Here is a 14,590-nt window from a genome sequence, read left to right as displayed (position 1 = left end):
AATTCCTTGAACTCATAGTATGATTAACAAAGGGGAAACAATGGAAAAGGAGGGAAGCTATGGCAACTTTTGATGATGCGTTAACATACTTAAAAAAAGAGAATGTGCGGATTACACCGCAAAGAATTGCGATTTTAGAATTTTTAACAGAAGTTCAAAACCACCCAACAGCAGAGGATGTCTATCGTGCAATTGAAGCGAAGTTTCCTGGGATTAGTGTGGCAACTGTTTATAACAACTTAAAATTATTTACAGAGATTGGCTTCTTAAAAGAAATGAATTATGGCAGTTCGTCAAGTCGATATGATTTTTCGGTGGATCCACATTACCATGTTATTTGCCAAAACTGTGGAAAAGTATCAGATTTCTTTTATCCAAAATTAGATGATGTCGAAATGGCAGCATCCCAATTAACTGATTATCAAGTCCGCAGTCATCGTTTAGAACTTTATGGACTGTGTCCAACTTGTCAACAAACATCATTAGAAACTGAAGGAGAGATAAAATGACAATTATTCAAACGAATCAAGCACCTAAAGCAATCGGACCTTATGTTCAAGGTCGTATTGCCAATGGTTTCTTATTTGCATCGGGGCAAGTCCCGTTAGATCCTGAAACAGGTGAAGTTGTTGGAAAGACAATTGAAGATCAAACGAAGCAAGTCGTAAAAAATATCACAGCGATTTTGAAGGAAGCAGGCATTACGTCAGATGAAATTGTTAAGACTACGTGTTTTCTGAAAAATATGGATGACTTTGTCGCATTCAATGGCGTCTATGGCACATTGTTTGGAGATATCTTACCCGCTAGATCTGCAGTGGAAGTTGCCCGTCTACCAAAAGATGTCTTGGTTGAGATTGAAATCATCGCGGATGTTTCAAACAAATAACGATAAAAAGGGGGCTTGCTAAAAGTCTCCTTTTTTATATCACTATAAAAGTTAAGAAGAAGGTTGACCATGATTCGATTAGATAAATTTTTAAAATATGGACAGACGAGTATTTCAAATTTGATTTTGGAATATTATCGCCAAATTGGTCTATCAAATGAAGAGTTTTTACTGTGGTTGCAACTGCATCGCTATTACGAGTCAGGCAATCATTTTCCTGATTTAGGACAAATTGCAAAACAGATGCATTTTTCACAACAGGAAGTCTATTATTTATTAAATCAATTGGTGGAAAAACAGTGTATCCAGATTGTCTCCTTGAAAGACAAGCGTGGGATGTTACACGATTCATATGATTTAACCCCAGTTTATCAACGTTTATCGTTGTATTTAGAAAAACAAGTAAAATCGAATGAGGTAGAAAAAGAACAAGAAAAAATTGGACAACTTTATCAAAGTTTTGAGGCAGAGTTTTCACGGCCACTTTCTCCAATGGAATATCAACGAATCGGACAGTGGCTAGAAGAAGACAAATATCAGGTAGAGTTGATACAGTTAGCTTTACGAGAAGCTGTTTTAAATCAAGTTTACAGCCTGAATTATGTTGATCGTATCTTACTCTCATGGGAGCGTAAAAATATTCGGACGAGTGCTCAAGTTAAGGAAGAGCAACAAAAACGCAAGCGTCAAATAATGCAAAAGGAAGAAAAAACGACCAAAGCCCTTCCAAAAGTTTCTTTACATAATTGGTTAGAAGAGGAATAAAGTACGATGATTAGTGTTGAAAAGACTCAAACTGCTTTAGAGGAGATGTACAAACTTTTCCCAAATGCGTATGGGGAATTAGATCACGATACACCCTTTCAATTATTAATTGCGGTTATCTTAAGTGCGCAAGCAACAGATGTGTCGGTGAACAAGGTAACACCCAGTTTGTTTGCTGATTTTCCAACACCTGAAACGTTGGCTGCTGCGCCAGTTGAAGTGATTATGGAAAAGATTAAAACAATTGGACTCTATCGAAATAAAGCGAAAAATATTAAACAATGTGCCAAACAAATTCTGGAAGACTTTTCTGGAGAAATTCCACAAACAAGGGAAGGGTTAATGTCTCTGGCAGGTGTGGGAAGAAAAACAGCAAATGTCGTCTTAGGAGATGCCTTTAATATACCCGCAATTGCTGTCGATACCCATGTTGAACGTGTTTCCAAACGATTACGAATTTGCCGTTTAAATGCCTCTGTTTTAGAAGTAGAAGAAACGTTGATGCGAAAAGTTCCAAAAGAAGATTGGGTGAAAATGCATCATACAATGATTTTTTTCGGACGTTATCACTGTACGGCTCGAGCGCCTAAATGTGTAGAATGTCCTTTATTATCGATGTGCCAAGATGGAAAAGTACGAATGAGAGAACAACAAAAGAAACGCTGACCGTATTATCGAGTCAGCGTTTCTTTTGTTGTATAAAATTTAAGTTGTCGGAGGTGTCTCTTCGACTGGCGGTATTTCTTCTACCGGAGGCACGACTGAACTACTGGTTGGTGGAACGGTAGGCGGTGTCGTCGGAGGAACAATAGGCGCTTCGCTTGAGGATTCCACCGGAGGTACGACTGGTTTTTCTGTTGATTGACTACTACTTGTAGACGATTCACTACTTTGTGTGCTTTCGACAGTTGTTGAAGACTCGGTCGATGAAGTCTTAGTCGTCGTCTCCTTTGGCTTAGATGGTGCTACTGGCTTCACGTATTGACCTTCGAAGTATAACTCATTGCCGATACGAGAGAGTCCTTTAGGCATCTCCCAGTCGCTATTAACGACAGAAGCAGATACGAACTGCATCAATTCACGATAGACATCACTAGCAATACTCGTATTGTCACCAACGATAGGTGTTTTTTGATCCTTATAACCTGTCCAAACTGCTAGTGAATATGCTTTTGTATATCCTGCGAAAGACGAATCGGGTACTACAGTATACGGAGAATTAATTCGTGCTATATCTTCCTTGGAATAGTTCGATGTTCCTGTTTTTCCTGCTTGGTAAAGACCGTTGATCATAGCGTTTGATCCTGTTCCTGAGGTGATAACACCTTTTAGAATGTCGGTAATCATGTAAGCAGTTGTTTCTTCCATGGCTTTTTTACCAGTCGTTTTAAAGGCTTCGACTTCTTCTGAACCATCTTCAAAAACAATTTTATTGACATATTGTGGTTCATAATATGTACCACCATTAGCAAATGCCGCATAAGCAGCCGCTAACTTAAGACTAGAAATACCATATTTAGTGCCATCTTGAACACTCGTATTACTTGAAATTGAATTCGCTTGTTCAATTACTTCGTAGCGGATATTGAGTCGTCCTAAGAAATCAGCGACGTTATCGGCACCAACTTCTTCAAATAATTTTGCTGCAGGAACGTTACGTGATTCAACTAAAGCTTGACGTAAAGTCATTGTTCCCATGTAACGGTTATCCCAGTTCATTACCGGAATGTTCGTACCTTTATAATTATAAGGCTCATCAACAATTGTTTTTGCTGTTGAAAACTTTTCGAATTCAAAAGCAGGACCGTAATCGGTGATTGGTTTAACCGTTGATCCTAAGTCACGGCGGGTGTTTGTGGCGAGGTTTTCACCTAACATTGCGCCTTCTTCAATATTTCGGCCACCAATTTGTGCGGTTACTTTACCAGTCTCGGTATCAATTAAAGTCGCAGCGACTTGCATTTGACCATCTGGGTATGCGATATATTGATCGGTATTGACGATGTCATAGAGACGGCGTTGAGCCTCTAAATCGATATTAGTGTGGATTTCGACGCCGTCCGTGTAAACATTGACACCTGTTTTTCTTTCTACTTCATCGATGACTTCTTTAATGTAATTGTCATAGTATTTCCACGTATTGCTTCCAGAGTTGAGCTTTTTTAAACCGGCATCAATTGGTGTATTGATTGCTTCTTGGTACTCTTTATCGGTAATTTTTCCATTATCTTTCATGGTAAATAACACAATGTCACGACGTTCTTTTGCATTTTCTGGATTAGCGTAAGGATCAAAGTAAGACGGAGCGTTTGGCAGGCCGGCAATTAAAGCTGTTTCTGCTAAAGTTAATTCATCAAGTGTTTTGTCATAAAAGGCTTTTGAGGCAGTTTGCATCCCGTAGAGGCCGTTGGACATATACACTTTATTAATATAGTAAGTGAGAATCTCTTGCTTTGATTTTTCCTTTTCTAGTTGAACAGCCATCCAAGCTTCTTGAGCTTTTCTTTTGAGTGTTTGATCAGAAGCTGCAGTAGAGAAGAATGAAAGCTTAATTAGTTGTTGGGTTAACGTGCTTCCTCCTTGAATGCCTCCTGTTTTTGCATTGGATAATGCGGAGCCGACAATTCGAATCGGATCAACACCAATATGTTGATAGAAGCGGCGATCCTCAACCGAGACGATGGCATCTTCTAATAATTTTGGTATTTCAGTTGCTGTAATCGTCTCACGTTTTTCTGTCCCAATTTCTTGGAATACTTCACCGTTTTGCGCGAAAAGTTTGGATGAGTTGGCTGATTCTAATCGTTTTTCATCTAACTCAGGTGCATTGCTAGCATAACTCCAAAAAAGACCAACACCGCCTAAAAATAAAAGACAGCCAGCAAAGACGAAGCCAAGTAATATTTTAAGAAAAACGGAGCCGAAAGTTTTTTTCTTTTTTTGTGGTTTTTTCTTTTTTGTCCCTGTAGGTTTGTTGTGTCGGGTGGCTCTTGAGCCAGATTCATTTGACATATTTTTTTTTCTCCTTTAATTCAATCAATTGATTGACTGCTTCAATAAATGGAATACGCGGAGCGATTCCGACAGTAATTTCAATTCCGATTTCTTCAATTTGATTAAGAGTAAGTGATTTTTTTTCCGTCGCTTGTTTTTCCCATGCTTCAATAATGAACGGACTATCTATTAGAAAACATCGATTTAAACTGGAAAACCAGAGTAGGATAAAGCAAATCCCTTTATGCTCTATACATTGACGCATATGATTAATTTGATGCTCGTGCAAGTTTTTCAAGGGAAAAGATGTTTTGTTTTTTGTCTCTTTTGCCTCGAAATCAAGATAGTAGCCTCGGTACACACCATTATAATCGGTTGTGGATGCCTCTTTAAAATAAGCTTCCTTGATAACTGCCGCGCTACGTTTTGGATAATCGACTTTTACAATCTGAATAGGTGTTGGTTTTTTATGAATCACAGCGATGTTGCGATTTAAGTAATAGTCGTTGCTTTGATTAATGGCTTCTTCAAAGCGCATACCGCGGTTGGAAAAAGTTGTACGAGTTGTGGCTTTTTTTAGTTGTTTTTTTCGTACTTCATTATACAATGGTAGGTGACCATTGGGATATTTAATTGCCATTTAATCACGCTCCTGTAAAACATTATAGCAAAAAGCCAAATAGAAAGAAAAGGGAAGTTCATGAAAACAAGTGAATCACTCGTTATTACGGGATATAGAAATTACGAAATAGGCGTCTTTCAAGACAAAGATCTAAAGATTGAAATCATTAAGAAAGTAATAAGAGAAGCTTTAACACCGCTTATTGAAGATGGTTTACAGTGGGTAATTATTGCTGGAAATTTAGGTGTTGAATTGTGGGCCGCAGAAGAAGTAATCGAATTAAAAAAGGAATATCCAGAATTAAAATTAGCTCTTATCTTTGCATTTGAAGGATGGGGGGAGAATTGGAATGAGAAAAACCAACTTCTTTTAAATAATATTAAATTACAAGCAGACTATGTTAATTCAACGAGTCATAAACCATATCAAAATCCTGCGCAGTTGAGAAATCATACCCGTTTTCTACTTGAAAAAACACAAGGATGTTTACTTGTCTACGATGAAGAATATCCGGGTAAAACAGATTACTTCTTAAAAGACGCTCGTCATTTTAAACTGCAGCAAACGTATGCTATTCATCAAATAACAATGGATGATTTAGAAAATGCAATTTATTTCGACGATTTCATTTGATTTATCAGCTTTTTTTGGTAGAATAGATAAAGTAGGCTGATTTTAGCAGAATTTAACTCATGAGGTGTTTATATGGCAAATTTAATTTATTCCGCAAAAGATATTTTACAACAAGAATTTAAAACAAAAATGCGTGGATACGATCCTGTTGAAGTCGATGAATTTTTAGATGGGATTATCAAAGATTACGAAGCGTATAATCGCGAAATCTTAACGTTACAAGAAGAAAACGACCGTTTAAACGCTAAAGTAGCTCAGTTAACGAAGAGTCAATCAATTTCTTCACGTATTCAAACAGAAGCGCCTAAGAGTCAAGCGGTGACAAACTTCGATATTCTAAAACGTTTATCGAATTTAGAAAAAGAAGTCTTTGGCAAAAAATTAGAATCCGACAATGTAAGTGCAGTTGCACCGACACCGGCTTTTTCAGATGAAGAGGATTTCGGGAAAACACGTCAATTCTAATTAGCAATAAAGAAACAACTTTGTGATTTTCGGATAATCGCGGTTTGACTAGATCAAGCTGAGGAAAGTCCATGCTCACACAGACTGAGATGTTTGTAGTGTTCGTGCCTAGTGAAAAAATAAGCTAGGGTATCTTTTTTAAGATAACGGCAGGAAAAAAAGCTAAGGTGAGAGCTATGCTTGAGTACCCTTGAAAGTGCCACAGTGACGAAGCGCTTAGAGAAATTTAAGCGGTGGAACGCGGTAAACCCCTCGAGTGAGCAACCCAAACATTATGGTAGGGGCGCTTTTTGTACACGGAAATGAACGGAACAAAAGGGCAATGAAAGTTGCAGATAGATGATTATCCATATTCTTTTTTCCCTGTAAAAAAGAATTGGACAAAACATGGCTTATAGAAAATCACAAATTATCAGGGGAATCCTTCCGTTACGGGAGGATTTTTTTATCAAAAGGAGAACAAATAATGAAAGAAAATCAAATATTTAACCTTGTTGCAACAGCAGCAAGTGGATTAGAAGCCCTTGTCGGTAAAGAATTACGCGATATGGGAATTGAGTGTCAAGTAGAAAATGGTCGTGCAAGATTCCAAGGAACAATGGAGACGATTGCGAAAACCAATTTATGGTTACGTACAGCCGATCGAATTAAGATTGTTGTAGGTGAATTTGATGCCTATAGTTTTGATGAGTTATTTGAAAGCGTCAAAGCATTGCCTTGGGAAGATTTTTTACCATTAGACGCAGAATTCCCAGTAGCAGGAAAATCAATTAAATCGAAATTGTATAGTACACCGGATTGCCAAGCGATTACCAAAAAAGCAATTGTCAATCGCTTACGTGAGTACTATCACCGTCCAGCATCTGTTCCATTAGCTGAGACAGGAGCGCTATTCCAATTAGAAGTCGCTTTGTTGAAAGATCATGTAATGGTCACGTTAGATACGACTGGACCAAGTTTATTTAAACGTGGTTATCGCTTAGAAAAAGGTGGCGCACCACTAAAAGAAAATATGGCGGCGGCATTAGTCATGTTAACCAATTGGCGAAAAGATCGTCCGTTTTATGATCCCGTTTGTGGTTCAGGGACACTATGTATTGAAGCAGCTTTAATTGGGCACAACATTGCGCCTGGTTTTAATCGTGAATTTGCTTGTGAAAAATGGGATTGGTTCAAACCTGAAATTTTTGACAAGGTTCGCTTAGAGGCTGAAGAAGCGGCGGATTATGATGTAGTGCTTGATATTACAGGCTCAGATATTAATGGTCGCTTAATTGAAATTGCGCAAAAAAATGCGGAAGAAATTGGTTTAGGCGATTCAATCACCTTTAAACAACAAGCCGTAAAAGATATCCATATTACAAAAGAATATGGCGTAATCGTAGCGAATCCACCTTATGGGGAACGTTTGGGTGAAGAAGCAGAAGTACGTCAATTGTATAAAGAAATGGGCAGAGTTTTCAAACCGCTTAAAACGTGGAGCAAATACATTATTACGAGTGATTTACTTTTCGAAGAATTTTACGGAGAAAAAGCAACGAAAAAACGTAAATTGTACAATGGCGCCTTAAGAACCGACCTTTTCCAATATTGGGGAACAAGACCACCAAGAGAGCCGAGAGAAACGACTCATGCCTAGTAAAATCGATGCTGTGATTGATTTTGCCCGTCAAGAACTGGTAGATGAAAAAACAGGGCACGATTTTAAGCATGTCCGTCGTGTTGCGAATTATGCCAAAACGATTGTCGAAGTAGATCAATTAGTAGTGGATGACTTTGTTGTTCAAGCGAGTGCGTTTTTACATGATGTCATCGATGATAAAATTGTGGCAGATGTTTCGAGTAAAGTTGATGAGGTTGAAGCATTACTTTATTCATTGGATGCCAGCGAGGATCAAGTAAAAGAGATTTTACACAGCATCCAAAACATGTCCTATTCAAAAGAATTGACGAATGAAGCAGAGCCATTAAGTTTAGCAGGACAAATTGTACAAGATGCCGATCGTTTAGAAGCGGTTGGTGCGATGGGTATTTTAAGAACTGCGTACTATGGCGGTGGACATGCGCATCCAATTCATGATGAGAGTCTTCAACCAAAAACATTTGCGAGTAAAGCGGAGTATCGGCAAGGAACGACTGTGATTAATCATTTTTATGAAAAATTACTATTGTTGCCGGATAAAATGAATACATCCTATGCTCGTACATTGGCTTTTGAACGAAAACAATTCATGGAAGCATTTTTAAAGCAGTTTTATTCTGAATGGAACGTTTAAAATCGAAGACAAGGAGCTGTGACGAGTGATTGTCATCGCTCCTTTTTCACTTTTTAAGTCGCAATTGGATTTATTTTTATTTGCAGTAAAGTAGGTTTTCAAAAGTGAATGTGTTATAATCACAAAGATGTTATAAGAAAGAAGGTGTTTGAATGTCATTTAAATCATTTGCATTCCAACCATTTATTTACAAAGCACTAGAAGAAAAGAATTTTACCGAACCAACCGAAGTCCAAACGAAGATTATCCCGGTTATTCAACAAGGCCGTAGTGTTGTCGGACAATCTCAAACAGGTAGTGGGAAAACACATACATTTTTATTACCTTTAATGGATAAAGTCGATGCGACAAAAGATCAAGTACAAGTTGTTATTACTGCACCGAGTCGTGAACTTGCAACTCAAATTTATCAAGCAGCCAAAGAAGTAGCTGAGTTTTCAAATCCAGAAATGCGCGTATCGAATTTCGTTGGTGGAACAGATAAACAACGCCAAATGAATCGCTTGAAAAATCAACAACCACATATTGTTGTTGGAACACCAGGTCGTATTTTAGATTTAGTAAATGAAAAAGCTTTGAAAATTTATACAGCGAACGCATTAGTCATTGATGAAGCGGACATGACTCTTGATTTAGGGTTCTTAAAAGAAGTCGATCAAATTGCGAGTCACTTGCCGGATAAATTACAAATGCTAGTTTTCTCAGCGACAATTCCTGAAAAATTACGTCCTTTCTTGAAAAAATATATGGAAAATCCATTAATTGAAGAAATTCGTCCAAAAGCGATTATTTCTGAAAGCATTGAAAACTGGTTAGTTTCAACGAAAGGGAAAGATACCAATCGCTTAATTTATAATTTATTAACAGTTGGGCACCCTTATTTAGCCATCGTTTTTGCAAACACAAAATCAAGAGTAGATGAAATTGCGAGTTACTTAGTTGAAAAAGACTTGAAAGTAGCTAAAATCCATGGTGATATCACACCACGAGAACGTAAACGAATTATGCGCCAAGTCCAAAACCTCGAGTATCAATACGTTGTAGCAACCGATTTAGCTGCACGTGGAATTGATATTGAAGGTGTTTCGCACGTGATTAACGCTGAAGTTCCAGAAGAATTGGATTTCTTTATTCACCGTGTCGGTCGTACAGGTCGTAATCAATTATCAGGGACTGCTATTACGTTGTATAGTCCAAGTAATGAACAAGCGATTGCTGAAATTGAAAAACTAGGTGTCGAATTTGAGCCGAAAGAAATTAAAAATGGTGAAATTGTCGATACTTATGACCGAAATCGTCGTAAGAAACGTGAAAAATCACGTGAAGAGTTAGATCCAAAAATCCAAGCAATGGTTCACCGTAAAAAGAAAAGTGTTAAACCAGGATACAAGAAAAAAATCCAATGGGCAATTGATAAAGATCGTAAAGCTAAACGTCGTATAGAAGGTCGTCAAACGACTCGTACGGCGCGTAAAGCTAAGAAAAATTCAAATCAATAATTTAAAATCAACTAAAACCACTTAAAAGGTTTTAGTTGATTTTTTTGATTCGTGCTATACTAAAAGAAACAAAAAGCGAAAAGGTGGAAAATAGCATGACTTTTTTCGAGGCGTTAGAATGGATTAATTGGAAAAATTTATCAAAAGAACTAAGAGCACAAGTGATGAATCAAGTTTTAATGTATTTTGTAAGCCCTTTAAAGTATATTTCAGATGTAGATTATAGTGTGTTTGAATTGGCCGGGGTTAAGTGTGAGACGTTTGAATGTACTATTGATGATGAACGCTTTGTTTTAGTGCCAGGGAACCAAGAGGCTATTTTAGGTTGGAATTTTGGAACGCAAGGCCTTCCTGTTAGCACGTGGGATCAAGAATGCCAAGAAGCCTCAGACTATTATTTGAAAATCACTGAGAATTATGATTTGAAAACTACAGAGGACTGGGATACTTTTGTTAATGAATCAACGAGCCCATTACGAAAGGTTTCGATTCCACCGATGCTTGTTCAAAAAAATGCACTACCTGCTGGCGGAAAAGCCATCGGTGAATTAAATCTGATTACCGGTGAATTCTCGGGCGTTGTTGAAGATTTTTTACCGATTGAGGAAGCTGTTCGAGCGCACTTTCTTGGTAGTGAGACACTAGAAGATTGTTTGAAAAAAACGCATCCATCTGAAATTTTTGAAGAAAACCTTTTTTATGCAAAATGGTATCCAGACTCAGATACGTATCATATTTTTAAGCATCAAAGTGAAACGTTTAATACACTGAAAGAAAAAGTACAAGCAGATTTATTTGATTTGTTAGATGAAGATGCTTGGGAATATGCTCTTGGCGCGGGGACGAGGAAGTTATTTCGCGGACGAAATTATGTTGAGCAGCGTCCAAAAACATTACAGGCTAATATGTTTGGCTTAACATTTTCGACGGATAATGATTACTGGGAAGTCATTGATTCACCCTATCTGAAGTTAGAGAAGATGGAATCTATAGGGATTCCGTTATTTGATGTTTTACCATTAGCTACTTACTATCGCTCTCGTAAATTACGTTCAAATCAAGAAGCGCTAAGTCCGGTAAACTATTCTTATCGTAAGGCGATTATTATTCGTCCAACGTAAGTCGCTTGAATTTATCATATAAATGAGGTGAAAAAAAGTGCCGAATAATTTGATAACTGTCACGATTGATCGTCCAATCGGTTTTATTGATTCATTTGGAAATCAATATCCGATTAATTATGGCTTTATAGCAGGAGTGTTGGGTGGTGACGGTGAAGAACAAGATGCCTATATTATCACCCGAACGGTCGATTCACCTCTAAAGACTTTTGAAGGGGTTTTGCTTGCGATTATTAAAAGAAAAGATGATATCGAAGACAAATGGGTTGTTTCAACAATAAAAGAAAGGTATTCTATTTCTGAAATTGCAGCGAAAGTTCACTTCATTGAACAATATTTTGATTCAGAAATTATTTTAATCTCATCTGGTTAAAATATTGGACGAGAACACGCTTTGTGATTGACTTTTCATGAAAAGTTTCTTATACTTCAATAGTAGAAAAGGACATCTTTTATTTTTAATTTCTTTACAGAAAGTTTTTCGCTGCTGAGAGAAGAACAAGAAACAAAATGAAAGGCTCCCTTGGATTCCTTGGTAGAAATACCAACGCCACTCAGCGTTAGCGAGATGAAGAGGTAATGATCGAACATCATTGCAAACAAGGTGGTACCGCGTGTAGACGTCCTTGTCTTGCAATGGTGTTTTTTTGTCCTAAAAAAGAGAAAGAAGGAAAATAACAATGAAACAATTATCAAGTGCACAAGTGCGCCAAATGTATTTAGATTTTTTTAAAGAAAAAGGTCATAAAATTGAACCAAGTGCATCTTTAGTACCTGTTAATGATCCAACATTATTATGGATCAACTCGGGTGTTGCTACCATGAAGAAATATTTCGATGGCTCGATTGCACCTGAAAATCCAAGAATGACGAACTCACAAAAATCGATTCGTACAAACGATATTGAAAATGTTGGTAAAACAGCTCGTCACCATACGATGTTTGAAATGTTAGGAAACTTTTCAATTGGTGATTATTTCAAAAAAGAGGCTGTCAATTGGGCGTGGGAATTTTTAACTTCACCACAATGGTTAGCTTTTGATCCCGAAAAACTATTTGTGACGGTTTATCCTGAAGATAAAGAAGCAAAACGTTTGTGGTTAGAAGAAGTTGGTTTGGCAGAAAACCACGTCATTGAATTAGACGAAAACTTTTGGGATATTGGTGCAGGTCCAAGTGGTCCGTGTACAGAAATATTTTACGATCGTGGTGAAGAATTTAACGATGTGGCTGAAGATGATCCAGAAAATTTCCCTGGTGGCGAAAATGAGCGTTATTTGGAAATCTGGAACTTAGTATTCTCAGAGTTTAACCATAAAGCTGATGACACTTATGAGCCATTACCGAATAAAAACATTGATACGGGTATGGGATTAGAGCGAGTTGTTTCGATTGTACAAAATGCACCAACAAACTTTGAAACAGATTTATTTTTGCCAATCATTCAAGAAGTAGAAAAAATAAGTGGTAAAGTCGCTTATGGCAAAGATAGTACAACAGATACGTCATTTAAAGTAATTGCTGACCATATTCGCGCCTTATCCTTTGCGATTGGTGATGGTGCATTACCATCAAATGAAGGTCGCGGCTATGTTCTACGTCGCTTATTACGTCGTGCAGTCATGCACGGACAAAAGCTAGGCATTACAGATGGCTTCTTATACAAATTAGTTCCCGTTGTTGGAAAAATCATGGAAAGTTATTATCCTGAAGTATTAGAACAACGTGAATTTATTGAAAAAGTGATTCGTACAGAAGAAAATCGTTTCCACGAAACAATTAATGAAGGTTTAGATATTTTAAACCAAGTCGTTGTGGAATTAAAAGAAGCAAATGAAAAAACCTTAAATGGTCAAACGATTTTTAAATTATATGACACGTATGGTTTCCCAGTTGAATTAACCGAAGAGATTGCGGAAGAAGCAGGATTTACTGTCGACCATGCTGGTTTTGAAGCGGAAATGAATGCACAACGTGAGCGTGCACGTGCGGCTCGTAGTACAGAAAAATCAATGGATGTACAATCTGGTCTGTTAACAGATATTAAAGTCGAAAGCACGTATGTTGGTTACGATAACTTAAACGTTTCAAGTGAAGTGCTTGTTTTAATTCAAGAAGAAGCTCTTGTTGATTCTCTTTCAAGTGGTCAAGCGCAAGTCATGTTTGCTCAAACACCTTTCTATGCTGAAATGGGTGGACAAGTCGCGGATAAAGGCGTTATCTTAGATGAAAACAATCAATTGATAGCAGAAGTAACCGATGTTAAACGTGCACCAAACGGTCAACACTTACATCAAGTAACCGTGCACGGTACGTTAACGGTAGGCGCGACTTACAAGCTTGAAGTCGATTTTTCAAACCATAACGGTATCTTAAAAAATCATACAGCGACGCACTTGTTACATAAAGCATTAAAAGAAGTATTAGGCGAGCACGCCAACCAAGCAGGTTCATTGGTGACAGCCAACTACTTACGTTTTGACTTTACTCACTTCGGACAAGTTACTTCTGAAGAGTTAAAACAAATGGAACAAATTGTTGAAACAAAAATTTGGGAAGCAATCCCTGTCGTAACCGTTGAAACAGATATTGATACAGCTAAAGGAATGGGAGCAATGGCTCTATTTGGCGAAAAATATGGCAAAGAAGTCCGCGTTGTTAATATTGGTGATTGGTCGATTGAATTATGTGGTGGGAACCATGTGAAAAATACAGAAGCAATCGGTATTTTTAAAATTACTTCTGAATCAGGTATTGGAGCCGGTGTTCGTCGAATTGAAGCAGTCACAGGCCAGGAAGCGTACGAATTCTTACAAGAAAAAGAACAACAAGTACTGGAAATTGCACAAATTGTGAAATCAACACAATTAAAAGACGTCGTGAATAAAGTTGAACAATTACAACAACAATTACGTGAATTGCAAAAGGAAAATGAACAATTATCAAGTAAATTAGCGAGTCAACAAGCAGGTGATGTCTTTAAAGATGTCAAAGAATCAAATGGGATTTCATATATTGCAACGCAAGTAGCAGTTAAAGATATGAGCCAGTTGCGTCAATTAGCCGATCAATGGAAACAAAAATCTGTTTCTGAAGTATTGGTATTAGCGACAGCCAATGAAGACAAAGTTAGCTTACTTGTGGCAGCAAGCCCAGAAGCAATCGCCAAAGGTGTAAAAGCAGGTGATTTAATTAAAGCTATTGCACCAAAAGTTGGCGGCGGTGGTGGTGGTCGTCCAGACATGGCACAAGCTGGTGGTAAAAATGCGGCTGGGATTCCAGAAGCGCTCACAGAAGTATCAAATTGGTTAGCAACAAAATAATGT

At 37.6% G+C, this 14,590-nt stretch carries 14 protein-coding genes and 1 other RNA gene; 13 read left to right on the top strand and 2 right to left on the bottom strand.

Annotation, left to right across the window (positions count from 1 at the left end; translation table 11 throughout):
• The first annotated feature begins 59 nt into the window (after positions 1-59).
• The 4 genes from IEV09_RS02535 to nth all read left to right on the top strand — a co-directional run bounded on the left by IEV09_RS02535 (position 60) and on the right by nth (position 2,320).
• Complete coding sequence (locus IEV09_RS02535) at positions 60-509, top strand: Fur family transcriptional regulator (protein WP_188366678.1); 450 nt, start codon at positions 60-62, stop codon at positions 507-509.
• On the top strand, positions 506-889 hold the full coding sequence (locus IEV09_RS02530) for a RidA family protein (RefSeq protein WP_188366677.1): 384 nt from the start codon (positions 506-508) through the stop codon (positions 887-889). Before IEV09_RS02535 ends, IEV09_RS02530 begins: the two co-directional genes overlap by 4 nt.
• A gap of 69 nt (positions 890-958) precedes the next feature.
• On the top strand, positions 959-1,654 hold the full coding sequence (locus IEV09_RS02525) for a DnaD domain protein (RefSeq protein WP_188366676.1): 696 nt from the start codon (positions 959-961) through the stop codon (positions 1,652-1,654).
• Between the two features lie 6 nt (positions 1,655-1,660).
• Positions 1,661-2,320 carry an endonuclease III gene (gene nth / locus IEV09_RS02520; protein ID WP_188366675.1) on the top strand — a complete coding sequence of 220 codons (660 nt, stop codon included), beginning with the start codon at positions 1,661-1,663 and terminating at the stop codon, positions 2,318-2,320.
• A gap of 39 nt (positions 2,321-2,359) precedes the next feature.
• Here nth and IEV09_RS02515 read toward each other — a convergent pair whose 3' ends face one another.
• A complete protein-coding gene (locus tag IEV09_RS02515; protein WP_188366674.1) occupies positions 2,360-4,666 on the bottom strand; it encodes a PBP1A family penicillin-binding protein in 2,307 nt (768 codons plus the stop codon).
• A complete protein-coding gene (recU, locus tag IEV09_RS02510; RefSeq protein ID WP_188366673.1) occupies positions 4,656-5,288 on the bottom strand; it encodes a Holliday junction resolvase RecU in 633 nt (210 codons plus the stop codon). The genes IEV09_RS02515 and recU overlap by 11 nt, the downstream gene beginning before the upstream one ends.
• 60 nt (positions 5,289-5,348) lie before the next feature.
• Between recU and IEV09_RS02505 the strand changes: the two genes are divergently transcribed.
• The 9 genes from IEV09_RS02505 (at position 5,349) to alaS (ending at position 14,587) form a co-directional block, all read left to right on the top strand.
• Complete coding sequence (locus tag IEV09_RS02505) at positions 5,349-5,903, top strand: SLOG family protein (RefSeq protein WP_188366672.1); 555 nt, start codon at positions 5,349-5,351, stop codon at positions 5,901-5,903.
• 72 nt (positions 5,904-5,975) lie between these two features.
• Entirely contained in the window at positions 5,976-6,368 is a 393-nt protein-coding gene (gene gpsB / locus IEV09_RS02500) for a cell division regulator GpsB (RefSeq protein ID WP_188366671.1), read from the top strand.
• Positions 6,369-6,393: 25 nt separating this feature from the next.
• Positions 6,394-6,768, top strand: an RNA gene (gene rnpB, locus IEV09_RS02495) — RNase P RNA component class B.
• Positions 6,769-6,834: 66 nt separating this feature from the next.
• The gene (locus tag IEV09_RS02490; RefSeq protein WP_188366670.1) at positions 6,835-8,007 is read left to right on the top strand and encodes a THUMP domain-containing class I SAM-dependent RNA methyltransferase; all 1,173 of its coding nucleotides are present in this window, start codon (positions 6,835-6,837) and stop codon (positions 8,005-8,007) included.
• Positions 8,000-8,644, top strand: a complete 645-nt coding sequence (locus tag IEV09_RS02485) for an HD domain-containing protein (protein WP_188366669.1) — start codon at positions 8,000-8,002, stop codon at positions 8,642-8,644. The genes IEV09_RS02490 and IEV09_RS02485 overlap by 8 nt, the downstream gene beginning before the upstream one ends.
• 152 nt (positions 8,645-8,796) lie before the next feature.
• Positions 8,797-10,143 (top strand): DEAD/DEAH box helicase, encoded by a 1,347-nt coding sequence (locus IEV09_RS02480; protein WP_188366668.1) that lies wholly within the window; start codon positions 8,797-8,799, stop codon positions 10,141-10,143.
• Positions 10,144-10,238: 95 nt separating this feature from the next.
• Positions 10,239-11,264, top strand: a complete 1,026-nt coding sequence (locus tag IEV09_RS02475) for a DUF7278 family profilin-like fold-containing protein (protein ID WP_188366667.1) — start codon at positions 10,239-10,241, stop codon at positions 11,262-11,264.
• Positions 11,265-11,301: 37 nt separating this feature from the next.
• Complete coding sequence (locus tag IEV09_RS02470; RefSeq protein WP_188366666.1) at positions 11,302-11,637, top strand: inorganic diphosphatase; 336 nt, start codon at positions 11,302-11,304, stop codon at positions 11,635-11,637.
• A 307-nt stretch (positions 11,638-11,944) separates the two neighbouring features.
• Positions 11,945-14,587 (top strand): alanine--tRNA ligase, encoded by a 2,643-nt coding sequence (gene alaS / locus IEV09_RS02465; protein ID WP_188366665.1) that lies wholly within the window; start codon positions 11,945-11,947, stop codon positions 14,585-14,587.
• Positions 14,588-14,590 lie beyond the last annotated feature (3 nt).

The sequence above is a fragment of the Enterococcus alcedinis genome (assembly GCF_014635985.1).
In the GTDB taxonomy this organism is placed as follows: Bacteria; Bacillota; Bacilli; order Lactobacillales; family Enterococcaceae; genus Enterococcus_I; species Enterococcus_I alcedinis.
This window is presented reverse-complemented; position numbering and strand designations above follow the sequence as displayed.